This window comes from Bradyrhizobium sp. WSM4873 (assembly GCF_055811355.1).
The window spans coordinates 145,354-170,259 of sequence record NZ_JBVVPS010000005.1 but is presented as its reverse complement, the minus strand read 5'-3'; the positions used below and the strand labels follow the sequence as shown (position 1 = coordinate 170,259).

The window sequence follows — 24,906 nt, the reverse complement described above, 5'->3', positions numbered from 1 at the left end:
TGTGCGAAATTGCAGGGAAATTGGGACGTTAACCGTTTCGCGTCTGCAACTTGCGGCTGATTGTCGGGCCCTGCGTAAGAAAGAATTAAAAACCGGCTACTAGCGTTCCCGCCATCTTTGAACAATCCGGGCCGAGACCCGGCGGATCATATTTTATCCCCTGGGGGAACAGATGTCGCGCACATTGATTGAAATCAGCAGTTGCAATGTAGAGCTTGAGCTGCGGCCGATCGAGCCGTCCTGGATCATCGAGGGCAATCCGGTGTCGCGCTCGCACATCCTGTCCACCAGCGCCGACGGCACCGCTTCGACCATCATATGGGCCTGCACCGAAGGCCGATTCAACTGGTACTACGACATCGACGAGACGATCATGATCATGGAAGGATCGATCGTGCTCGAAAGCGACGGCATGCCGCCGAAGCGCTACGGCCCGGGCGACGTCATCTTCTTCCGCAACGGTGCGCATGCCAAATGGCATGTCGAAGGCCAGGTCAAGAAGATCGCCTTCTGCCGCAAGACCAATCCCGTGATGATCGGCTTCCTGATCCGCGTCGTCAACAAGCTCAAGAAGATCTTCGTCTCCACAGGCGAGCGCCGTCCGGCCTCGCTGATGGGCGCCGGTTAGAGTTCAATCAGTTTCAAGGACGCTTCCCAGCGGTCACGACGGAAGAGGGGCCGGGATCAACATCCCGGCCCCCTTCTCGTCATGGCGCCAATCCCTTTAAGGCAAATCGAGCCGGTAGAAATTGCTCGCGGTCTGCGAGAACAACGCCGTCTTCTCGGTCTCGCTCAAGGGCGCCGCGATACGCTTGAAGGCGTTGAAGATCACCTGGTAGCTGCACTGGCCCTTGTCCGGCGGGAAATTGCTCTCGAACATCGCGCGCCTCGCGCCGAACGCCTCGATGCAGGTCTCGATATAAGGCCGCCAGGCCGCGGCAAGCTCCTCGGATGACGGCGGCCTCTCGCGCAAATGGAAGTCGTAGCCGAGCAGGCACATCGCGAGCCCGCCGAGCTTCACCACCACGTTCTCGCATTTAGCCATCTCCTGGATCGAGGCGCGCCATTGCGGAAACACCGCCTCGCGCCGTCCGGCAAAGCGGCCGATTCCGGTCGGGCCGCCGCAATGGTCGAGCACGATCCTGGTGTCGGGAAATGCGCGGGCGAGCTCGGTCAGCTCGCCGATCTGCGGATGGAACAGCCAGGCGTCGAAGCTCAGGTTCAGCGGCGAGAGACAGGCAAAGCCCTTGCGGAAGGTCGGGTCCTGCAGCAATCCCTGCGGTCGGCTCGCATACATGCCGGCGACAGCAGGATCCTGGTCCCAGGCCGAGGAATGCCGGATGCCGCGGAAGCGACCATTGCCTGCCGCGATCTCGGCCTCCAGCACCGGTTCTGCGGCATCGCCGAGCAGCAGATTGACGTGGCTGACGATGCCGGCGCAAATCGCGGCCTTGCCGTAACCGCCGCTGGCGCTCATCGCGGCGACGCCATTGGCGAATTCGACTTCGCCCACCGGCCGGAACGCCTCGGGCCCGTGCGCACGATACATCGAGCGGCAGTCGACATAGACGGTGGCGGTGACGTTGTGGCCGGAGGCGATATCGGCCGCCATCTCCTCGATCAGATAGCGGTGCCCGCGATTCCAGAGATGGTGATGGGGATCGACGATCGGCCGCGAGGGATCGATGATCTCCTCCCGATGCAGCGCGAGCCAGTCCTCGCGCGGCTCGACGAATAGCCCGCTCGTGTTGGCGGGCAGACCGCTTGCTGCCATCGGTGTTCGCTCCCCTTACGTATGCTTCTTGTTCGGGGGAGCCTAGCACCTCGTCATCGCGCGCAGCAGCGCGCGTTGCGCAACCGCACCCGTCATCGCGGGCACGGCGGCGCCGTCATCAACCCTTGCGCCGCTTCGCCCTCACATCGACCACCAGCCGCCAATCGGTTGCAGTGGCCGGCTTGACCTCGCCGAGCCAGTGGAAGAAATCCTCGGTGATTTCCGTAAAACTCCAGCGCGTCAGTTCGCCGGCTTCGGTCGTGCCTTCCTGCGCGATGTCGGCATTGCGTGGACGGCCGATCTGCTGGCGGAATATGCAGCGGCCGGGATCGAACCAGGAGATCCGCCAAGCATCGATGGTCGGATCGTAGACCCGCAGCGTCGTGCCGTACCAGTTGCCGGCGATCGGCAAGGCCGGGCTGCCGGTTGGGCGCGGAATGATCCAGACGTCCTGCACGGCGCGGCCCTCCAGCACCCAGCCGAAATGGATTTCGCCGGGGGCGGTATGCTTCGTTCCATCGGGTCCATGGGCGGTGATCTCGGCGTCCCAATCTCCGACGAAGCGGCCATAAAGCTGGAGCGCCGCCGCGTGCTCGGGGTTCGGTCCCTCCGCGTGCAATAATCTCGCAAAGTCGGTCATGTCGATCTCCTATGCTCAGGAGATCAGCACGATCGGGCGGCAGCCGACTTGGAGAAAATTGCGCGTCAGACGCCGTCGAGAATGATCACCGTCGGCTTCGAGGGCAACGCATCCCTCGAGATCCGGAAACTTCGTTCCATGCGGCGGTCGATCTCGAACTGCTGGCCGATGCGTTGCATGAAATCGTCGAGCGGGGTGGCGAAGCGGTGCATCGGCAGCACCACCGAGGCGCGCAGCCGCTTGGTGATCTCGGAGACGCCGTCGAGCGACATGGTGTAGGTGCCGTCGATCGGCACCATCACGATGTCGAGCCGTCCGATCTGGGCAAAGTGGCTGTCGTCGAGCTTGTGGTGAAGATGGCCGAGATGGCCGATGCAGAGGCCCGCGACCTCGAAAATGAAGATCGAATTGCCGTCGCGGATCATGTCGGCGCCGGAATCGTCGCCGAAATAGCGGCGGATGTCGGTGGTGACGTTGCGAATGAAGGTGTCGCCGATGCGCTCCGACACGATGGCCGGCTTGCCGTCCTCGCCCCAGCCATGCAGCACACGAGGAATGCGCTTGTCGGGATATAAAGAGTAGTGCGTGCTGTGGGCCCGATTCATGGTGACGACATCGGGCAGCCGTCCCACCTGGTAGGCCCCGCTATAGTCGGTGGCGATGCGCAAGCCGCCGGGCGTGTCGATGAAATAGGTGGAATGTCCGGCATAGGTAATCTCGACCTCGGGCGCGGCCGCCGCCTGCCTGAACGCGACCGATATGACGCGTGGCGCCGCATTCGCCATCGCCAGGCATTCGCTGCGTTGTGGCTGTTGGGCGAGGGCAGGCGAGAGGAATGCGCCGAACAGCGCCAGAGCCGCCGAAACCAGTCGTCGCATGAATCCATCCCCGATGACTTCAGGGGAAAGTCTAGCTTGCAATGCAGCGCGTGGCCAACGACGCGCGATCAACAGCGCGTCAGTGTCCCACCCTCACGCCGGCCCTTTATCACTCCCGCCTTGGGCTGAACTTCCAGGTGATGGCGACGAGGCCCGCGGTGATCAGGCCGCTGACGAGACCGACGATGGGCAGCGTGAGCACCAGCGCGGCGCTGGCAGCCCAGCCGATCGAGGAGAACGCCTCGGCGAAGGTCGCAAGCCGCGACGAGGTCTGGCGGCGGCGGAATTGGCTGCGCCGGGCCTGCACCCGGAACCAGAGCTGGATTGCGGTCGCGGAGGCCGCGCTGACGATCACCGCACCGGCGCTGACCGCGGCCTGGAACGCCGAGGCGAAAGCTACCGCCGCGATCAGCGGGCAGAAGATCACGGCGATTGCGATCAGCACCACCTCGATCTTGGCGCGGATGACGCTGGACGGCGTCAGCGGCGCGGTCGCAACCAGGTCGGGCGCGTCCTCGCCCGAGATCGTCAGCCAGGCAAGCCCGCCGGCGAGTTGTCCCGCCGCCATGACGATGACGGGCGTGATCAGCGTCAGCGCCGCGGAGCTGTCGGCAAAGTTGCGCCAGAGCAGCAACGCCGGCGGCACCAGATAGAGCAGCTGCATCAGCGTCTGCGAGATCAGCCAGGGATCGCGCCAGAGCAGTGAAAATTCCTTGCGCCGCAGGGCATGCTGCCGCGATCCGCCGCGGAACGGGCGCTCCTTCGCGCTGCGACGGCCGGACGCGGCATAGGCGGCGGCATCGATCGCCGTGTCCGCAAAGCGGCCCGAGAAGGTCGCCATGACGCTTCCGAGCAGCACGAGCCCGAGCGCCAGGAGCAGCAGCAGCGCTTCGGCGTCGCCCATCGCCGCCCGCGCCGGCCACCACCAGATGCTATCGGCATCGGGCGCGTAGTTGGCGATCGTGCCCGAGGTCAGGATGGTGAAGCGCGACAGCGTGCCGTAGGATATGATTGCGGCCACCTGGAGCGCGATCACGAAGCCGGCGCCGATGATGGCGGCGAGGATCTGGGCGACGAACCGTGTCCGCGCCGGACCGATCAGGCGGAACAGCAGGATGGTGACGGCGATCGCGATCGCTGCGGCCGACAGGCCCATCGCGACGACGACGCCGAACGCTGCGAGCCAGCGCGCGCCGCCCCCGAATACCAGCACGTCGATGAAAGGCGTCGAGAACAGCAGCGCCATCACCGTAATGGCGAGCGCGATCGCAGCGATGCGCACCGAGAACAGATTGGCCAGTGTCGCGGGTGAGGACATGATGAGGTCGAGATCGGCGCGTGCGTAAAAAACCCGGGTCACCGATTCGATCGCCTGTGACAGCATCAGCGTCCAGGCGAGAAAAATCGTCGCCGAAATCACGATCAGCGAGGATTTGTCGAGCGGCAATTGCAGGTCGGCGAAGCGGCCGATCACCGCCCAGGCCGGCACGTGCAGCAGCGCCGCGAAGAACAGCAGGCCGATCACCGCGGCACGCGTTCGTTTGCGCCGCCCGCCGGTCATCATGGCGAGCCATTCGCGCCAGGCGAGCCGGAACTCGTGGCGCGCGAACCAGGACAGCGCGGTGGCCGAGCTCATGCGGCTTCCTGGAGTGTCACCAGCGCGATGAAGAGATCTTCCAGACTGGTATCGGCGTGCCCGTTTTGCTGGCGCAGCTCGGTCAGCGTGCCCTCGGCAACCAGGCGGCCGGCTGCGATCACGCCGATGCGGTCGGCCATGCGTTCGGCGACCTCGAGGATATGCGTGGTCATGATGACGGTGCAGCCGGCGCGGACGCGCTCGCTGAGGAGTCCCTTGACATGGCGGGCGGAGACGGCGTCCAGTCCCGTCAGCGGCTCGTCGAGGATGATGAGGCGGGGATCGTGCACCAGGGCGCCGGCGAGGGCGACCTTCTGGCGCATGCCCTTGGAAAAACCCTCGCAGCGTTCATGCTGGTGCGGCTCGAGCCCGAGCGAGTTCAGGAGCTCCGCTGCGACCGGTTCCGAGAGGGATGGTGCGATGCCCCACAGACCGGCCACGAATTCGAGATATTCGAGCGGCGTGAGCTTGTCATAGATCATGGGCTCGTCGGAGACCCACGCCATCACCTGCTTGGCGGCGACAGGGTTTTGGAGCGCATCGATGCCGAAGATGGAGACCGCGCCGGCATCGGGCCGCAAAAGGCCTGCAACCATGCGCAAAGTGGTGGTCTTGCCGGCACCGTTGGGGCCGACCAGCGCATAGAATTCGCCGGCATGGATGGTGAGATCGAGGTTATCGACCGCCAGACGGTCAAAACGCTTCGTTAACCCCATGACTTCGAGCGCCGAGTCGTCCCGCTTCATCACGGCCACACCTTGCGGTTTTGCATCGCTCGCGACCATGACCCGAAGATGTTTCGGCACCGTGAATCGCGCTGCCGCAAATTCCGTCATCCGGATAGGACTAAAGGCAAGTCACCGTTTCAAGTCACCGTTTGTTGACAGCGCTTGGCGGTTCAGGCTGAATTGGCGAAGGGACGAATGGCGCGAACGCAGCGAAACGACTGCGTAGCGACTGAACACAAGATGCGGCAAGGCGGTCAGGAAGAACCGCCGGTTGTATCGGGAGGATGCGCGACGATGCTGGATTTCGTTCAGCAGCTGGTCAGCGGTGTTGCGCTCGGCTGCGTCTACGGCCTGATCGCGCTCGGCTTCGTGCTCGTCTACAAGGCCACCGAGGTCGTCAATTTCGCCCAGGGCGATTTGATGATGCTGGGCGGCTTCTTTGCCTTCACCTTCATCGGCATGATGGGGCTGAACTACTGGGTCGGCTTTGCCGGCGCGGTGGCGGCGATGGCGCTGTTCGGCATGCTGGCCGAGCGCGTGGTGGTGCGGCCGATCCTCGGCTATCCGCAATTCTCCATCATCATGGCCACCATCGGGCTCGGCTATTTCCTGCGCTCGGTCTCCGGCATGATCTGGGGCACCGATGATTTCAAGATCGACACGCCATTCAGCCAGGGCGTGCTGCGGATCGGTTCGCTGGTGCTCGCCCATGACAAGCTCTCGGTGATCGCGGCGACGGTCATCCTCTGCGCGCTGCTCTGGCTGTTCTTCAACAAGACCACGCTCGGCACCGCGATGCGCGCAAGTTCCGAGAACATGCTGGCGGCCTATTACATGGGCATCCCGGTCAAGCGCGTGGTGTCGATCGTCTGGGCGATCAGCGCGGCGGTTGCGACCTGCGCCGGCGTGCTGCTGGCACCGATCACCTTCATCCATTCCAATGTCGGTCTCGTGCTGGGCCTGAAAGCGTTTCCGGCCGCCGTGCTCGGCGGCTTCGGCTCGATCCCGGGCGCCGTCGTCGGCGGCGTCCTGATCGGCGTCATTGAGAGTATGGCCGGCTTCTATCTGGCCGAGGGCTGGAAGGACGTCGCGCCCTACATCGTGCTGCTCGCCGTGCTCTTGCTCAAGCCCGAAGGCCTGTTCGGCCTTCACGTCCGCAAGAAGGTCTGAACGCATGCGCTTCCTGTTCAAGACCGACTACGAGGACGACATCAGGCTGTTTCCGCATTCGGGCTATTACGTCTCATACGGTCTCCTGCTGGCCGTGCTGCTGATCGCGCCCTATGTGCTCTCCAGCTATCTGATGAGCCAGCTCGTCTTCGTCTGCATCTACGCGACAGTCGGCGTGGCGCTGTTGATTTTGACGGGTTTCACCGGGCAAGCCTCGCTCGGGCATGCGGCGTTTCTCGCGATCGGTGCGTATACGGCGGCCTATCTGCAGAAATATGGTGTGCCGTTCCCGGTCTACTTTCTCGCCGCAGGGCTCCTGACCGGGCTGATCGGTGCGCTGGTCGGCTTCCCCGCGCTGCGGCTGCAAGGCATCTACCTCGTCATCGCCACCATCTCCTTCGCCTTCATCGTCGAGGAGATTCTGGCGCGCTGGGAGAGCGTCACCAACGGCAACGAGGGCATGCGGATCAAGGCGGTGTCGCTGTTTGGGGTCGCCGTCTCGCGCGACAGCCCCACTTTCTATTTCCTTTGCCTCGCCGTGCTGGTGCTGACCATCGTCGGCACGCTCAACCTGTTGCGCTCGCCGACGGGGCGCGCCTTCGTCGCGATCCGCGACAGCGAGACCGCGGCGCGCAGCATGGGCGTCAATGTCGCGCTGTACAAGGTGAAGTCCTTTGCGATCTCCGCGGCGATCACCGGCTTCGCCGGCGTCCTGTTCGCGCACAAGCTCTCGTTCATCTCGCCGGAGATGTTCACGCTCCAGCTCTCGATCGAGTTCATCATCGTGATCCTGATCGGCGGCACCTTCAGCCTGCACGGCGCGGTGCTGGGAGCGATCTTCATCGTGATGATCGATCCGTTCCTGACCTACCTCAAGGACGACATGCCCGGCATCATCGCCGGCATTGCCGCGACCTTCGGAGCGGGCACGCAAGCCGCGGCCAATATCCAGTCCAAGGTCGCCGCCTTTGCCTCGCTCAACGGCCTGAAAGGCGCGATCTACGGCATCATCATCGTATTGTTCGTGCTGTTCGAGCCGCTCGGGCTTTACGGCCGCTGGCTCAAGATCAAACTCTTCTTCCAGCTGTTCCCGCTCTACAAGCGCGCCACCTTCAAGCGGCAGAAGATCTACGTGAAGTCGGAGCGCAACCGATGAGCTATTTTCGCGCCGAGAGCTTGTCGCTGCACTTCGGCGGGCTGAAGGCCGTCGATGCGGTGTCGTTCGCGGTCGAGAAGGGCGAGATCCTGTCGATCATCGGGCCCAACGGCGCCGGCAAGAGCTCGATTTTCAACCTGATTTCGCGGATCTACCGGCCGACCTCGGGCCGCATCTTTTTCGAGGATCAGGACATCACCGAGCAGCCGCCCCATGACATCGCAAGGCTCGGCATCGCCCGCACGTTCCAGAACATCGAGCTGTTCGAGAATGCGACCGTGCTGTCGAACCTGTTGGTTGGCCGCCACCGGCATTCGACCACACAGCTTTGGCAGGAGCTGTTGTTCCTGCCAAGCGTACGGGCCGACGAAAAGCTGCATCGCCGCAGGGTCGAGCAGGTCATCGAATTCCTCGATCTCGAGCCTTACCGCGACAAGCTGATCTCGGGTCTGCCCTACGGCGTGCGCAAGGTGATCGAGCTGGCGCGCGCACTATGCTCGGAGCCGAAGCTGATCTTGCTCGATGAACCGTCCTCGGGCCTCAACGTGGAGGAGACCGACGACATGTCGTTCTGGATCCGCGACTTGAAGAGCGAACTCGGCGTCACCGTGCTCATGGTCGAGCACGACATGTCACTGGTCAACCGCGTCTCCGACCGCGTCATCGCCCTGAACTACGGCCGGGTCCTGGCGATGGGCTCGCCCGCCGAAGTGCAACAGCACCCCGATGTCGTCGCCGCCTATCTGGGAGCCTGACGCGATGGATGCCGTGGTGACACCAGACATCATCCTGAAACTCTCCAACATCGAGAGCTATTACGGGCCGATCATGGCGATCCGCGGCATCTCGCTCGAAGTGCCGCGCGGCCGCATCGTCACGCTGCTGGGCGCCAACGGCGCCGGCAAGACCACGGTGCTCAAGACGATCTCGGGCATTCTCGATCCGCAGAAGGGCGCCATCGAGTTCATGGGCAAGTCGATCCAGCGCATGGAGGCGGACAGGATCGTGCGGCTGGGCCTCAGCCACGTGCCGGAGGGACGCGAGGTGTTCCCGTTCCTCTCCGTGCGCGAGAACCTGATGATGGGCGCCTATCCGCGCAGCGATCGCGATGGTGTCGCGGACGATCTGGAGCGCGTCTACGGCTATTTCCCGCGGCTGAAGGAGCGCATCAACCAGCCGGCCGGACAGCTCTCCGGCGGCGAGCAGCAGATGCTCGCGATCGGCCGCGCGCTGATGAACCGGCCGACGCTGTTGCTGCTCGACGAGCCCTCGCTCGGGCTGTCGCCGATCCTGGTGAAGGAGATCTTCGCTATCATACGCCGCGTCAACGAGGAGCAGGGCATGTCGATCCTGCTGGTCGAGCAGAACGCCAAGGTGGCGCTGGAGACGGCGCATTATGGCTATGTGCTGGAGATCGGCCGGATCGTGATGAACGACAGCTGCGACCGTTTGATGCATTCGAAGGACATCCAGGAATTCTATCTTGGCGCCAAGGAAGCGGGCGCACGAGGCGAGCGGCGCTGGAAAAAGAAGAAGACTTGGCGTTGAAGCAAGACTTGGCCCTGAAGCAAGACTTGGCGTTGAAGGAAGAATTGGCGTTAGATCGGGAGACCCGTCCGGAACAATAGACCGCCGGCAAGGCAGGCAGCGGAGGGGAACGCGACAAGGAGGAGACTTGCATGGCCCGACCGGCGGTGCTGACGGTCGCTGACACCATCGCGAAGAGCTTTTTGCGCGCCGCGGAAACGCGGGGCGACAGGCCGGCTATACGCGAGAAGAAATTCGGGATCTGGCAGCCGACCAGCTGGCGCGAATGGCTGGAGATCTCGAAGGAGATCGCCTACGCGCTGCACGCCATCGACTTCAGGCCCGGCGACGTTGCCTCCATCATCGCCAATGCCGTGCCGGAATGGGTCCATGTCGACATGGGCATTCTGTGCGCCGGCGGCGTCTCTTCCGGGATCTATCCAACCGATGCCTCATCCCAGGTCGAATATCTCGTCAACGATTCCCGGACGAAAGTGATCTTCGCCGAGGACGAGGAGCAACTCGACAAGGTCCTGGCCTGCCGCGCACGCTGTCCGTCTCTGCGAAAGATCATCGTGTTCGACATGGAGGGCCTCAGCGGCTTCTCCGATGAGATGGTGATGTCGCTCGACGAGTTCCGTGCGCTCGGGCGCAACCACATGGCCGGCCGTGAGGCGCTGTGGCAGGAGATGATCGACAGTCGCAGCGGGAGCGATCTCGCGGTCCTCGTCTATACATCCGGCACCACGGGCCCGCCCAAGGGCGCCATGCACGCCAACCGCAGCGTCACGCACCAGATGCGGCACGCCAACGATTTCATTCCGGCGCGCGAGAACGAGGACCGGCTGATCTTCCTGCCGCTCTGCCACGTCGCCGAACGGATCGGCGGCTACTACATCTCGGTCGCGCTCGGCTCGGTGATGAATTTTGCCGAGAGTCCGGAGACCGTGCCGGATAATCTGCGCGAGGTGCAGCCGACCATCTTCCTCGCGGTGCCGCGGATCTGGGAGAAATTCTATTCCGCGATCACCATCGCCCTGAAGGATGCGACGCCGCTGCAGCAATGGGTCTACCGCCGCGCCATCGATATCGGCTATCGCATGGTCGATTGCAGGATGGAAGGGAAGCCGCCGCCGCTGTTGTTGCGGCTCGCCAATGGCATCGCTTACCGGCTCGCCTTCCGCAACATCCGGCGCATGATCGGGCTCGATCGTTGCCGCATCGCCTTCACCGGCGCGGCGCCGATCGCGCCGGAGCTGATCCGCTGGTATCTCGCGCTCGGGATCGACATCCACGAGGTCTACGGCCAGACCGAGAATTGCGGGGTCGCCACCATGATGCCGGCGGAGCGGATCAAGCTCGGCTCGGTCGGCAAGGCGGTGTCGTGGGGTGAAGTGGCGCTGTCGCCCGACGGGGAAATCCTGATCAGGGGCGACTTCCTGTTCATGGGCTATCTGAACCAGCCGGAGAGGACAGCAGAGACCATCGACCATCGCGGCTGGCTGCATACCGGCGACGTCGGCACCATCGACAATGAGGGCTTCGTCCGTATCACCGACCGAATGAAGGACATCATTATCACCTCCGGCGGCAAGAACATCACGCCGTCCGAGATCGAGAACCAGCTGAAATTCTCGCCCTACATCTCGGACTCCGTGGTGATCGGCGACAAGCGGCCATACCTCACCTGCCTCGTGATGATCGACCAGGAGAATGTCGAGAAATTCGCGCAAGACCACGACATCCCCTTCACCAATTATGCCAGCCTGTGCCGCGCGACGGAGATCCAGGACCTGATTTGGCGCGAGATCGAAGCGGTCAACGCCAATTTCGCCCGTGTCGAGACCATCAAGAGATTCTATCTGATCGAACGCCAGCTCACTCCGGAGGACGAGGAGCTGACGCCGACCATGAAACTGAAGCGCGGCTTCGTGAACAAGCGTTACGCCGCCGAAATCGACGCGATGTACCCGGCGCGGGCGGTGGCTTGAACAATCTTGTTTGAACAACAGCGAAGGAGTGATGGCCCCACCCTTCGCACCATAAGGGCCCCAAGGAGAGGAGACGTCAATGTCGAGATCGTTGAGAACGTTCGGCTTTGCGGCAGGCGCGGTGGTGCTCACCTGTTTGCCGGCCGTCGCGCAAACCAAGGTCACCAATGAAGGCATCTCGGCCTCCGAGATCGTCATCGGCACCCATCAAGATCTGTCGGGGCCGATCAAAGGCTGGGGCGTGCCGGTCTCGAACGGCATGAAGATGGCGGTCGAGGAGATCAACGCCGCCGGCGGCGTCCAGGGGCGAAAGATTCGGCTTGTGGTCGAGGACAGCGGCTACGACCCGAAGAAGGCTGTGCTCGCATCGCAGAAGCTGATCGAGCGCGACAAGATCTTCGCGATGGTGGGGCCAATGGGTTCGCCGACTGTCCTGGCGGCGCAGGATATCCTGCTCGACGCCGGCGTGCTTCAGCTGTTCCCGCTGACGGCGGCGGAGTTCACGTTCAAGTTCGATCCCGCCAAGCCGCAGGAGCGGCTGAAGTTCAACAATCTGCTGCCCTATGTGGAGAGCACGCGGGCGGCGCTGAAATACATGATGGAGTGGAAGAACTTCAAGAAGCCATGCATCATGCATCAGGACGACGAGTACGGGAAGAACGTGCTCGACGGCTTCAACCAGCAGCTCACTGCCATGAAGGTCCAGCCGGCCTCGATCACGAGCTACAAGCGCGGTGCCTCCGACTTCAGCGCGCAGGTCGCCAAGATGAAGTCCGACAGCTGCGACCTCGTCGTGCTCGGCGCTGTGCTCCGTGAGCCCATCGGCGCGATGACGGAAGCCAAGAAGCTCGGCTGGGACGTCACCTTCCTCGGCGCGACGCCAACCAATGTGATGGAGGTGCCCATGCTCGGCAAGGAGGCGGTCGAAGGGCTCTATGCGGCGTCCGGATTCGAGATCCCCTACGAGGACACCGCAAAGGGCAAGGTGAAAGACTGGCTGGTCAATTACAAGAAGATGTTCAGCACCGATGCCAACACGCAGGCCATCATTGGCTACAACGCGGTGATGACGTTCGCGTTCTACGCCAACAAGGCGGGCAAGGATCTGACCGGCCAGAAGATGCTGGACGCGCTGGAATCGGGCGACAAGTTCCTCGACATCTTCAACTCGCCGCCGACCAAATTCTCGAAGACCGACCACCTCGCCAACACCATCACCCAGGTGCAGCAGGTCAAGGGCGGCCGCTGGGTTCTGGTGAAGGACAATCTGATGTTTTGATTTCTTCGCCTCTCCCCGCATGCGGGGAGAGGCCGGAATTTGCGCAGCAAATTCCGGGTGAAGGGGCTGTCCGCGAGTCCAACTGTCGCCGGATTCGCTGAAGCAGCCCCTCACCCCAACCCTCTCAGCGCGAGCGAAGCTCGTCGCGACCCCGTAAGAACGGGGCGAGGGAGAGGACACAGCCCTACGATCCCCCACCCGCGGTGCCTGAATTCACCGGGGCCAACTCGTCTTCCCGGCAGCGCCAGCCATCGGCGGCTTTGACAAACGCAAACGTGCGCTGGACCCGTAGGCGGCGCGTGACATTGAAGGCGTCTGCGGAGCGCTCCTTGGTGCCGACGCCTGGCTGCGGACGGCCCGTTCTGGCGTCCCAGCAGGTGCCCGTGCACGTCGTGGCGATCTTGCTACAGGTGGCGAAGGGTGCCAGCACGGCCATCTCGATTTCGCCCGTGACCTGCGCCTCCTGCTCGCCCACCTGGCTGTCGAGCGCGTAGACGCGGTTGATGCGGAGGAAGTTGCCGCAGGAATTGGCCGCGTGGATTCGTGCGGCGCAGAAATCGACGGCATCGGTATCGGGCGCGCGGGCTGCGACCTGCCGGCCGAACACCTTCTTCGGATCGCCTTTCGCAGCGCCAATCTGGTCGGCCTTGTGCTTCAGATAGCCGGCGAGACAGTCCTCCGCGGACTCGAGCTCCCCGAGCGGCACGTTCTCCTTGCCGACCAGATTGCATTTGCGATCGCGCTCCCGCGTCCACCGGCCATATTCGGCGAAGGCAAAGCGTGCCGCGGTCGGATCGAGCTTGCCGATCAGGCCGAGGACCTGGCTGTTCAACTCGGTCTCGGCCAGCGCCAGCGACGGGTCCGCACAGATCAGCGCGCCCGCGGCGGTGTTGGCGGCGAGACAGTCGAAATCCGGATCGCGCACGATCGCGGCGCGCTCATCGGTCACCTTGAGAAGACATGCCTTCACCCGGTCGAAATCGTCGGTGCGGATCGCGGTCTGACCGACGATGCCGCAACCGAGATTGCGCTGGCGAACCCAGATCGCGTTCTCCTCGATTCCGGGCAGGCGATCGGGCAGGCGGGCAAGCCGCGCCTCGATTCCCGTGCTCAGCTTCTCGGCGGCGGCGGCAAGCTCGGCATCACCGCAGAACAATTGATTGCCGGGATCGCGGATCTGCTGGCAGTTGTTCCTGACGAACAGCGGCAGCCTGTCGGCGACGGAGCGGTCGGACGGGCTGGATTGTGCGAAGCCTGGAGCCGCCGGCAAGGCCAGCAGCGCAAGCACAGTCAGCACGATGAACCGCATTCCAGTCGCCCCCGCATAGCCGCGGCCATGCTAGCGTCCCGAATCGCGCGGCGAAATGGCTTTGTGGGGTAAGCGTACTTTATACTGGTAGCCCGGACGGAGCCACCGGGCGACAACAAGATCAACGCGCCTCGGCGGCGATCATCGAGAATCGCACAGATTCGTCGACATATTTCAGCACGGCCGATTGATAGAGCACGAACAGCGGCTGGTAGCTCCGTGCGACGTCGTCCTCGACCATTGCCATGCGGCGGTTGTCGAGCATCAGCCAGTGGCCGTCGAGCCGTGCAGCGACAACCGCATGCTCTTCGCCGGCCCTGACGTCACGCACCACGACGATGCGGAGATCTTCGGTGGCGACGCCTGCGAGCCGCAGGGCGGCGAGCTTGGCAATGGCATAGTCCTCGCAATCTCCGGCGCCACGCGCGAAAGTCGCGAGAGGTGAGCTCCAGACGTCCTCGGAACCGTCATCGGCGGCACGGATGGCGAGGTTGATGGCGCGATTGGTTTCGCCGAGCAGGGCGCGGCCGTCACGGCTGCGGGCCTGGTCGACGATGGCGAGCAGTTTCAGCGCAGCGGGCGAAGCGCAATTGTCCCGGTCGCCGTCGCACAGCGCGAGCTGCACCATGTCATCGTCGAGCATGGACCTCAGCGCGAGCCATTTCTGTTGCAGGCTGCCGGCGGAGATGGCGAAGGCGAACACGCCGAACGGCTCGGCGGATTTGCGCACGAGGACGCCGGCTCCCGGCGACAGCAGAGTGCCAGCGCGAAGCTCGGCGGCCGATCCGAGCAGGATCAATCCGCACAGCACAAGGATTGCGCGCCAAGCGCGCGAGCGAGCAGCGGTCTCCATCTGACATCCCCTTCCGGCTTCGCCAGGTCCCCCTCGACCTGTACGTGCCGGGCTTTGTTGCTTTCGCGGAGATAGTGCGAGGCAGGCGGTTTTGTTCTGCTTAACGCGCCCGGCCGGGGTCCCAAAACCGGGCAACAGGCTGAAACGGGCCTGCTTAAATTGCGTAAAATTTTACGATTAGCCGGCTAGGAGGGCGGCAGTTGCCGCGAAGAAGGACCAATTGCAGGCACAAGTTGTCGCGGAACTGATTCTGCGCCTTATGGCTAACGGCCCGCTATTTCACGAGTTCTGTTAGCTGGATCACAGATTTGGCTCCGTATTTGCCGCAGGGTGGTGCGGGGCACCACGAACAAAAGATGACAGAAGTATCTATTGTAGAATTTCTACAATGGAATACATGGGGTTACTGGAAATGAGCGGAAATAAGCGCTACTTTACTTATGAGTATTTCAAAAACTACTTTGGCTTCTCTGCGGACGCCCAGCCGCCTGAGAGCATCGACCGCTTGGTGATGCCAAATCACACAAGCAATAGGTGGTTTCGCTAAGGACTTGGTAATGATATGCAAGTTTAGGCGAGCGATACTTACTTAGATTTTAACTCCTTTTTTGGTGCCCCGATTGAATTACGCTGGCAAATTTGACGCCGCGATTTCCTTGGACGGCTTGGGTTCCCGATCGCCCGCCGATGGCCACGTCGATTCCTTTACCGCGAAGGCACACGGCCACGTGCCTGACGGCGCTTTCGTCGTTCCCGACCCGAACCTGATCTTCAACGGCGATTTCAAGCGCGCCGGTCTCGACCTCGTGCTGTCCCATGACGGGCACGATTTCGTCGTTCACGATTATTTCAGGGGCGACAAGCGCGCGGCGATCGCCTCGCCCGACGGCGCGCATCTCACCGGCGACGTCGTCAACGCACTCACCGGCCATGTGCAATACGCGCAGGCCGCCTCCGGCATTGCCGCCGCGCAGGTCATCGGTCACGTCACCAAGCTCTCCGGCAGCGCGACCGCGGTCCGTAACGGCGTCTCCGTCATCCTGAACAACGGCGACAACGTCGAGAAGGGCGACGTGGTCTCGACCGGTGGCGACTCGACGCTCGGCATCACGTTCATCGACGGCACGGTGTTCGGCCTGTCCTCTAACGCGCGGATGGTGCTGAACGACATGGTCTACGACCCCAACGGGTCGAACAATTCCTCTCTGCTCAGTCTGGTCGCGGGCACCATCACCTTCGTTGCCGGTGAGACCGCCAAGCATGGCGACATGAAGGTCGACACGCCGGTCGCCACCATGGGCATCCGCGGCACGGCGGTGCTGAGCCAGATCAACTTCGTCGTTCCCGCCGGCGGCGGCGATCCGCAGCCGCAGGCGAGCTTCCAGGTGCTGGTCGAGCCGAACGGCACGACGGGCTCCTACATCCTGTTCGACAAGGTCACGCTGCTGCCGATCGCGACGGTCAACCAGGCCGGCCAGATGATCCAGATCAGCGGCGGCAACGTCTCGATCTCCAATGCCCTGATGTCGCCGGACATCCAGAAGCTGATCACGGACGTGTTCACGCTGAAGTTCACGGACAACAACAGCAACACCAAGCTGACCCAGAACTTCACCGACTCGATCACGCAGACCGGCAACATTGTCTTCATCAAGACGGATACCGGTGCCACCGCGACCGCGACCTTCACGCATCTCCCTGACCCGGGATCGCCGGCGTCCGGCCATGATCCGTCGACCAGCACCCGCATTCCGGGCCCGCCCGTTCGTCAAAGCCTCGATCTCAACGGCAATGTGAAGACGGCGTTCGGGTTTACCGAGCGCGCGGACACGACCGGCGACACAACTCATTACGATACCATCTCCGGTCGCATCACCTTCGTCGATCAAAACCTGGCCGATCTGCCGACGGTGAGCATAGACCTCGGCGATACGCCGAACTTTGTCTACAAGAACGCCAGCCAGCAGGATGTCACCGGCGCGCTCTCTGCACTCCAGAAGCAAGACATCGCGGCAACGCAGATCCAGATCAGCGTCGCCGCAGCCGCCGGTAACAACAACAACGGCTCGGCGGTCTGGACCTACACGATTCCCGACCACGTCTTCGACTTCCTCGCGGCGGGCGAAACGTTGACGCTGACCTACAAGGTCCGCGTCAACAATAATTTCTCGGTCAATCCCGAAACGTCGACCATCGACATCACCATCACGATCACCGGCACCAACGACAAGCCGGTGATCACCACCAGCGTTCCGACCATCATCTTCGAAGGCGGCACCAGCGTGCCGGGTGGCCCGCTCACCAGCGATGTTCCGACGACGGGCACGCTGAGCTTCGACGACGTCGATCTCACCGACAAGCATACGGTGTCGGTGGCGTTGACCAGCGCGACCCTGCCTGATGGCACCGTTCCGCCGGGGCCGCTTGCGGCGTTCCAGAGCGCGATGTCGGTCGCGATCGCGGCGGGCGCCGACAGCACCGGAGACGGAACCGGCACCATCAACTGGTCGCTGGCTGACCTGCCGGTCTATCTCGCCGACTTCATCCCCAAGGGTGAGGTGCTGACGCTGGTCTACACCGTGACGCTCAAGGACGCGCAAGGCGCCACCTCCCAGCAGACCATCACCGTCACGATCACCGGCACCGACGCTCCCGCCGTGGTGTGGATCGCGACCGACAAGCCCGGCGCTCCCTCGGGCGGCTTCTGGAAGGATGCGGCCAACTGGGCAACCGGCACGGTCCCGACCATCAATGACGACGTCATCGTCATCACCGACCAGCTGCATGGGCTGACGCCGTCCTATCCGGTGACGATCGACGCGGCTGCGTATGCCAAGTCGATCACGATGAACGACTACGACACCACGGCCGGCCACACGGCACCAGAAGTCATCAACAAGAGTGCGCTGACGATTGCGGGCGAGATCAGCCTCAAGGCCGATTCGAAGCTCACCAATTTCACGGCAAGCACGATTTCGGTTGGTGGCAAGGCCGAGTTCCGGGATAGTAGCGTACTCACCAATGCCGGTTATCTGACGCTTGCGGCCGGTGGCGATTTCGCTGGCGGTACCACGATCACCAATTCCGGCACGATTGAGCTGTCCGGCGGCACGCTGAAGACGCTCGCCGCAATTAACAATGCCGGCGGCACGCTGAAGGCCGATGCCGGCACGACGCTGATCGTCGACACCGCCACCATCAGCGGTGGCACGGTCACCATCGCCGGCACGCTGGAACTCGACGGCACCAGCGTCCTCAAGGACGGCACGCTGAACAATTCAGGCGCGGTCAACGTCAAGGGCACTGCGGAGTTCGCCCACGAGACCGCCTCCAACACCTCCAGCGGCACGATCAAGGTGCTGGCGAATGGCTGGCTGACGATCGACCAGGGTTCGACGGTTACCAACACCGGCAGCGTGACGATCGATGCTAACGGCAAGCTGACGGTCAATGGCGCCACAATCAACGGTGCCGGCACGGTCACCGGCAACGGCGAGATCGACCTGACCGGCGCTGCGGTGCTGAGCGGCGGCATCCTGAACAACAACGCGGCCTTCAAGGTCAGCGGCACCGGCAATGCGCTCGACCACGAGACGATCACGAATGCGACGACCGGCACCATCGAGGTGCTGGCGAACGGCGCGCTGACGATCGACCAGGGTTCGACCGTCGCCAACACCGGCAACGTCACGATCGATGCCAACGGCAAGCTGACGGTCAACGGCACCACGATCAGTGGTGTCGGCACGGTCACGGACAGCGGCGAGATCGACCTGACCGGCGCTGCGGTGCTGAGCGGCGGCATCCTGAACAACAATGCAGTGTTCAAGGTCAGCGGCACCGGCAACGCGCTGGACCATGAGACGATCACGAATGCGACGACCGGCACCATCGAGGTGCTGGCGAACGGCGCGCTGACGATCGACCAGGGCTCGACGGTTGCCAATGCCGGCAACGTCACCGTCGACGCCACGGGCAAACTGACGATCGACGGCGCCACAATCAACGGTGCCGGCACGGTCACCGGCAACGGCGAGATCGACCTGACCGGCGCTGCGGTGCTGAGCGGCGGCATCCTGAACAACAACGCGGCCTTCAAGGTCAGCGGCACCGGCAATGCTCTCGACCACGAGACGGTCACCAACGCGAGCACCGGCACGATCGAAGTGCTGGCGAACGGCGCGCTGACGATCGACCAGGGCTCGACGGTTGCGAATGCTGGCAACATCACGGTCGACGCCACCGGCAAGCTGACAGTGAACGGCGCGACGATCAGCGGGGGTACGATCGACGGTCTCGGCACGATCGACGTCACCGGCGCCAGCAAGATCGATGGCGGCGCGACGCTGAGCAGCTCTGCCGTGACGGTTGAGAGCGGCGTCATACTGACGCTGGATGACGTGACTGTTGCGGGCACCGCAATCGCCAATCATGGCACGGTCAAGGTCGATGCAAGCAGCAAGCTGACATTGAACGGTGCAAGCCTGACCGGCGGCGCGCTCATTGTTTCGGGTACGCTGAATTCGACCGGCACAACTGCGATTACCGACGCCAACATCTCGAACAACTATTTGATCGAGGCAACTCTCGGCGCGTTGACGCTGTTGGCGACGAGCTCCGCAACCTCGATCGCGAATGACGGCATCCTCCGGGCCAATGGCGCCGAGCTCGACATCAGCGGCGAAGCCATCGCAAACACCGGCACGTTGGCGGCGATCAATCACGGGACACTGAAGCTGATCGGGATGACGGTGACCGACACCGGCAGCGGTCATGTCTCGGTCGAGTCCGGCTCGACACTCGATCTCCAGGGCGCGACCATCGACGGCGGCACGGTGACGATTGCCGGTACGCTGGAATCGACTGGCACGAGCGCGATCAACAACGCCGACATCACCAACACCGGCACGATCACGGTGACCAGCGGTACGCTGACGATAGATCCTGCCATCCTCCACACCATCACCAATCACAATCTGATTCAGGCGAACGGTGGTGAACTCGATATTTCCGGTGACCTGATCGTCAACTCCGCCGATATCATGGCGGTCCATGGCGGCACGCTGAAGCTTGCGAGCGTCATCGTCACCAATTCCGGCGGGACGATTGCGGTCGACGGCACCTCAAAGCTCTATCTGACCGACGTCTCGATCAACGGCGGCAGCCTGAGCAATGCCGGCAATCTCTACGGTGTATCCGGCTCCAACACCGTTTCGGCGATGGTCACGAACACCGGCACCATCGAGGTGCAGGCCGGCACGCTCAACCTCGCCGGCGGCCTCAGCGGTGTCGGCTCGGTCATCATCGATAAGGGCGCGACACTTGAGCTCGCGGGGGCGACGGCGCAGACCATTGCCTTTGCCGGCGGCGCCGATACGCTCCAGCTCGACAAGGTGGCGGGCCAGAGCTTCACCGGCACCATTGCCGGTCAGTCGACGAAAGCCGGCACGTTCACGATCAAGGGCGCGGCCGATATCACGACATCGAGCGGCGATGCACTCGACTTCACCGCATCGGGCGGCACATCCGCAACGCCCGCCAAGATCGTTCTCACGCCCACCGGTGCACTGACTGGCGCGGCCAACGGCGTCGCCGTCACTCAGAACGGTACCGGCGATATCTCGTTCACGGCGACCGGCGACATCAAGGGCCTCGCCGGCCACGGCATCTGGTTGCGCGACAGCGCGACCGGCGCCGGCGATATCACTGTCAACAATCTCACCGGCCAGGCGACCGGCACCGGCGCGAATTCGGTCGGCGTTCTTGTCGAGAATTTGAACAGCGCCAGCGCCGGCGGCATTTCGATCACCCAGCTCGGCGGCGCTATTGGCGGCGCATACGGCATCGACGCGACCACGCAGGGCAACGGGGACATCGCCGTTGACGCCGGCGGTACCGTCACCGGCAGCTCCGTCTACGGTATCCGCGCGCGCAGCTATGGCAGCGGCAGCGAGACCGTCACGACGGAGGCCGGAAGCGTCGTCACGTCGGGCAGCTCGGCCATCATCGCGGTCAATCGAGCAAATTCGATCGACGCCTCGGACGGCAGCACCATCACCGTCACGACCTACGGCACGATCAATTCCGGCAGCACCCTGAACCAGAGCGGCAACACGCCGGCGGGCATTCAGGCCGGCTACACCGGTGCCACGACCGGATCGAGCGCCAATACCAACGTCAACGGCACCGTCATCATCAGCAATCACGCCAACATCAACGCCGCGGCGGGCTATGGCATCGACGCCTACAATTACGGCAATGGCGACGTCAGGGTGACCAGCTTCGCCGGGACCACGATTTCGGTCTCCGGTACCCAAAGCGTCGGTATCAACGCCTCGGCATTGAGCGGCGGCACTGGCGACGTGACGGTCACGCTTGGCGCAAATGTTACGATCTCGGGTGCGACGAGCTACGGCATCAGGGCTTACAGCATCGATGCGGGCGACGTCAGCGTTACCATGGCGAATGGCGACAGCATCACGTCTGGCAGCACCGGCATCGTGGCGGTCAACTACGCCACCGCGATCGCTGGGGGCATCGGCAGTACGATCTCGGTCGAGGCCCATGGCACGATCCACTCCGGCTCGACCTCGAATAACGACGGCACCACTCCCGGCGGGATCATCGCCGGCTATAAGCCCGGCGGGGCCGGAACGTTCTCGAATGCAGTCAAGGGCGACGTCACCGTCACGAGCGATGCAACGATTATCGCCGATGCGGGCTACGGCATCGAGGCGTTCACCTGGGGTGCCGGCAACCTCACGGTCACGACCGGTGCGACATCCTCGATTGCCTCAGCAGGTACCGCAATCGGCGCCTTCGATCACGGAGGCGGCGACGTCAACGTCACCATTAATGGCTCCGCTACCGGCGAGGTCGGCGTGCATGCCATCGCTAACGGCAGCGGCGACGTCACCATCGTCAATCACGGTGCTATCACCAGCACGAGCCTCGCCGCCATCCGCGTGACGCAGAACGAAGTCGGTGCGACCGGCTCGACCCATATCACCAATACCGGATCGATCGTGGCCCCGAGCGCCCATGCGGCGATCTTCATCCAGGAGAACGCGACCGGCATCGCGCAGATCGACAATTCCGCCACCGGAACGATCGGACCTGCCCTCGCCTCGACCGTGACCGCCGCGACCTACGCCATCGTCGAGACCGGCGGCGCCATCACGATCAACAATGCCGGCCACATCAACGGCAATATCTCGGTTGCTACCGCGACGTTCAACAACGAGTCCAGCGGCACCTGGACGGTCGCCGGCTCGGGCGTCTTCGGCAACGCGTCGTCCATCGTCAACCACGGTGCCATCGACCTGCATGGCGCGTCGATCTCCGGGACCGGGCTGAGCGTCGAGAATTGCGCGACCATCGACAGCTGGGGCACGGCGTCGATCACGGGTACCATCGCCAATGCCGGCAGCATCGAGGTCCATGACGGGGCGCTGACGCTGTTCGGCTCGGTGTGGGGCTCGGGCTCGGTCACCGTCGACGTCGGCGCGTTGCTGAAGCTCGACGGCACGGTCACGCAGACGATCACACTCGACGGCGACGGCGCCCATCTTCAGATCGATACATCGGCCTTTGGCGGCTCTATCGGCGCGCTGTCCACGAACGACACAATCGATCTGTCGACCATCAAGTACGGGCTCGGTACCAGCGCGGTCTATGTCGCCAACAGCAATCCCTCCACCGGCGGCGTGCTGACGGTGACCGATGCGGACGGAAATCACATCAGCCTGACCCTGTCCGGTGCCGACTACAGCAATGCCCATTTCGCCGGGAGCGACGACGGCACCGGCCACACGCTGATCACGATGACCGACGATCACGCGCCGGCCTTCACCGCCGGCGGCGTGTTGGCGGGGGGCGTCTCCGAGCAGGCGGACGCCACCGGCGACTTCGCCACGTCCGATACGTCAACGCCCTCGACCGGCGCGATTGCCTTCACCGACATCGATTTGACCGACCTGCCCACGGCACAGATCACCGGCCAGGCCGTGACCTCGCTTGGCGCCGATCACAGCACTAATCTCACCTCGTCGCTCACGCCCGACGAGATCGCGGCGCTCAAGAGCGGACTGACGCTTCTACCGCAGGCCGGGCTGAACAATGGCACCGTCACCTGGAGCTATTCGATCGCCGACGGCGCGCTGGACTTCCTCGGCGAGAACCAGAGCGCCAAGGTAGTCTCTACCGTCACTCTTGATGACCATCAGGGCAAGACGGATACAGCCGAGGTCACGATCACGATCACCGGCAAGAACGATGCGCCCGCGATCACGGTCGGAACGGACGACCATTCTGGCGCGGATCTGCTTGAGACGAATACGGAGCTGGTGAAGCATGGTACGCTGACGGTTTCGGATGCCGATGCCACCGATCACGTGACGGCCGCGGTCGATCATCTCGATATCTATTTCGACGGCGAGCCCCAGACCGACTATGTCGGCGAGCCCTCGAGCGCGACGCTGCTCAACTATCTGGCCGTGCAGCCCGGGGACATTCTCGATGGCACCGCCACCCACACCACGTTTACGTGGGACTTCAATTCAGGCAGCGAGACCTTCGACTTCCTTGCCGCCGGCCACACGCTGTCGCTACAATACACGATCGTGCCGGACGACGGCCATACGCCGACCGGAACCGGTAACAGCGTCATCGTCATCAACATCGCCGGCAGCAACGATGCCCCGACTCTGGGTGACGCGACGCTGGCCTCGGTCCGTGGCGATAGCACCGATCCGGATGGGACCGCGGTCAGCGCCCTGTTCGCCGGCAAGTTTGACGACGCCGACGACGGCGCGAGATTCCAGGCCATCGCGGTTAGCGCGGATAGTGCCACCTCGGATCAGGGCGTCTGGCAGTACGAGCTCGTCGGCACCGATCAATGGGTTGATGTCGGGGCGGTCAGCAACACGAGTGCGCTGGTGCTGAGCCTGGATACGCTGATCCGCTTCGTGCCGGCCGACGGCTTCACCGGGACGCCGGATGCGTTGGGCGTGCATGCCCTCGACGACACCTATATCGGTGCAATCACCGATTCCTCGTCGCCCGCGACGATCGATCTTACGGCGACGGGCACCGGCGGCACGACGCCTGTCTCGCACGACCTCACCACTATCGATACGAAAGTGACGGCGCCCCCCGCCAGCGGCCCTGTCATCAACACCGATCACTTCCAGGTCTGGCACACCAACGAGCCGAACACCGACTCCATCACCGGTCTCTCGGTCGTTGATACCGATTCCGGTGCCGCGACGGACGACTTCAAGATGACGGCCGTAACCGGGCAAGATCCGGACAGTAGCGTCGATCCGGGGACCGCTTGCGGCAACCTCGACGATATCAACTCGGTCCTAGCCGACGGCGTCACCTACAGTCCAGGAGCCACCCCGCCCGCGACTGACCAGATCACACTGACGGTGACGGACAAGACCACGGGCCTGTTCGACACCGTCCACTTCATCTTCAACGAGGCTGGCGACACCAGCCTGGGCGTCAGCCTGCAAGGCGCCGGCGGCAAGGACGTCATTTTCGCCACCGATACCAACGACACGCTGACCGGCGGCGGTGGCAAGGATCAGTTCGTGTTCGCGCCGGCTGCGATCGGGTATGACCATAACGGGCATCCAGTCACCGATTTCTCGCACACCATCAACGACTTCACGATCGATCTGGACAAGATCGACCTGCGGCAGTTCTCGGATGTCGGCTCCATCGGCAGTCTCACGATTTCCCAGCAGCAGGGCACCGACGACACGCTGGTGACCTGGCATCAGCAGGTCACGCAGCCGGAAGGCGCGCCGATTACGGAGAACGAGTCGGTGCTGCTCAAGAACGTGATTGCCGCAAGTCTCAAGGCTAGCGATTTCATCTTCCACGCCTAGGGAATGCCAATGCCTTCGCGCGACCGGCCCGCGGCATGACCGCGGCAAAAAATCCATAATCCTCCGCAT

14 protein-coding genes and 1 pseudogene are annotated in these 24,906 nt (G+C 63.3%); 8 read left to right on the top strand and 7 right to left on the bottom strand.

Annotated elements, in window-relative coordinates; all coding sequences use genetic code 11:
• The first annotated feature begins 172 nt into the window (after positions 1-172).
• Positions 173-628: a cupin domain-containing protein gene (locus AC0L21_RS10580; protein ID WP_473260987.1), complete on the top strand. Its 456-nt coding sequence runs from the start codon at positions 173-175 to the stop codon at positions 626-628.
• A gap of 96 nt (positions 629-724) precedes the next feature.
• Here the strand turns inward: AC0L21_RS10580 and AC0L21_RS10575 are convergent, their stop codons facing one another.
• The 5 genes and pseudogenes from AC0L21_RS10575 to AC0L21_RS10555 all read right to left on the bottom strand — a co-directional run bounded on the left by AC0L21_RS10575 (position 725) and on the right by AC0L21_RS10555 (position 5,674).
• Positions 725-1,774 carry an amidohydrolase family protein gene (locus AC0L21_RS10575; protein ID WP_473260985.1) on the bottom strand — a complete coding sequence of 350 codons (1,050 nt, stop codon included), beginning with the start codon at positions 1,772-1,774 and terminating at the stop codon, positions 725-727.
• Between the two features lie 118 nt (positions 1,775-1,892).
• Complete coding sequence (locus tag AC0L21_RS10570; protein ID WP_473260982.1) at positions 1,893-2,414, bottom strand: hypothetical protein; 522 nt, start codon at positions 2,412-2,414, stop codon at positions 1,893-1,895.
• A gap of 65 nt (positions 2,415-2,479) precedes the next feature.
• The gene (locus AC0L21_RS10565; protein WP_473260980.1) at positions 2,480-3,292 is read right to left on the bottom strand and encodes an MBL fold metallo-hydrolase; all 813 of its coding nucleotides are present in this window, start codon (positions 3,290-3,292) and stop codon (positions 2,480-2,482) included.
• Between the two features lie 68 nt (positions 3,293-3,360).
• A pseudogene (locus tag AC0L21_RS10560) lies at positions 3,361-4,928 on the bottom strand (permease).
• Positions 4,925-5,674 carry an ABC transporter ATP-binding protein gene (locus tag AC0L21_RS10555; RefSeq protein WP_473260978.1) on the bottom strand — a complete coding sequence of 250 codons (750 nt, stop codon included), beginning with the start codon at positions 5,672-5,674 and terminating at the stop codon, positions 4,925-4,927. The pseudogene AC0L21_RS10560 and the gene AC0L21_RS10555 overlap by 4 nt, the downstream one beginning before the upstream one ends.
• A 276-nt stretch (positions 5,675-5,950) precedes the next feature.
• On the opposite strand from AC0L21_RS10555, the gene AC0L21_RS10550 reads away from it, so the two are divergent.
• The 6 genes from AC0L21_RS10550 to AC0L21_RS10525 all read left to right on the top strand — a co-directional run bounded on the left by AC0L21_RS10550 (position 5,951) and on the right by AC0L21_RS10525 (position 12,779).
• The gene (locus tag AC0L21_RS10550) at positions 5,951-6,826 is read left to right on the top strand and encodes a branched-chain amino acid ABC transporter permease (RefSeq protein WP_007605146.1); all 876 of its coding nucleotides are present in this window, start codon (positions 5,951-5,953) and stop codon (positions 6,824-6,826) included.
• A gap of 4 nt (positions 6,827-6,830) precedes the next feature.
• A complete protein-coding gene (locus AC0L21_RS10545) occupies positions 6,831-7,982 on the top strand; it encodes a branched-chain amino acid ABC transporter permease (protein ID WP_473260976.1) in 1,152 nt (383 codons plus the stop codon).
• Complete coding sequence (locus tag AC0L21_RS10540; protein WP_473260974.1) at positions 7,979-8,737, top strand: ABC transporter ATP-binding protein; 759 nt, start codon at positions 7,979-7,981, stop codon at positions 8,735-8,737. The genes AC0L21_RS10545 and AC0L21_RS10540 overlap by 4 nt, the downstream gene beginning before the upstream one ends.
• 4 nt (positions 8,738-8,741) lie before the next feature.
• Positions 8,742-9,530, top strand: a complete 789-nt coding sequence (locus AC0L21_RS10535) for an ABC transporter ATP-binding protein (RefSeq protein ID WP_473261148.1) — start codon at positions 8,742-8,744, stop codon at positions 9,528-9,530.
• Between the two features lie 131 nt (positions 9,531-9,661).
• Positions 9,662-11,500: an AMP-dependent synthetase/ligase gene (locus AC0L21_RS10530; protein WP_473260972.1), complete on the top strand. Its 1,839-nt coding sequence runs from the start codon at positions 9,662-9,664 to the stop codon at positions 11,498-11,500.
• 79 nt (positions 11,501-11,579) lie between these two features.
• Positions 11,580-12,779: an ABC transporter substrate-binding protein gene (locus tag AC0L21_RS10525; protein ID WP_473260969.1), complete on the top strand. Its 1,200-nt coding sequence runs from the start codon at positions 11,580-11,582 to the stop codon at positions 12,777-12,779.
• Positions 12,780-12,963: 184 nt separating this feature from the next.
• Here AC0L21_RS10525 and AC0L21_RS10520 read toward each other — a convergent pair whose 3' ends face one another.
• On the bottom strand, positions 12,964-14,088 hold the full coding sequence (locus AC0L21_RS10520) for a lysozyme inhibitor LprI family protein (protein ID WP_473260967.1): 1,125 nt from the start codon (positions 14,086-14,088) through the stop codon (positions 12,964-12,966).
• Between the two features lie 121 nt (positions 14,089-14,209).
• Positions 14,210-14,941, bottom strand: a complete 732-nt coding sequence (locus AC0L21_RS10515) for a transglutaminase-like cysteine peptidase (protein WP_473260965.1) — start codon at positions 14,939-14,941, stop codon at positions 14,210-14,212.
• Between the two features lie 665 nt (positions 14,942-15,606).
• On the opposite strand from AC0L21_RS10515, the gene AC0L21_RS10510 reads away from it, so the two are divergent.
• On the top strand, positions 15,607-24,837 hold the full coding sequence (locus AC0L21_RS10510) for a VCBS domain-containing protein (protein ID WP_473260963.1): 9,231 nt from the start codon (positions 15,607-15,609) through the stop codon (positions 24,835-24,837).
• Positions 24,838-24,906: the final 69 nt, after the last annotated feature.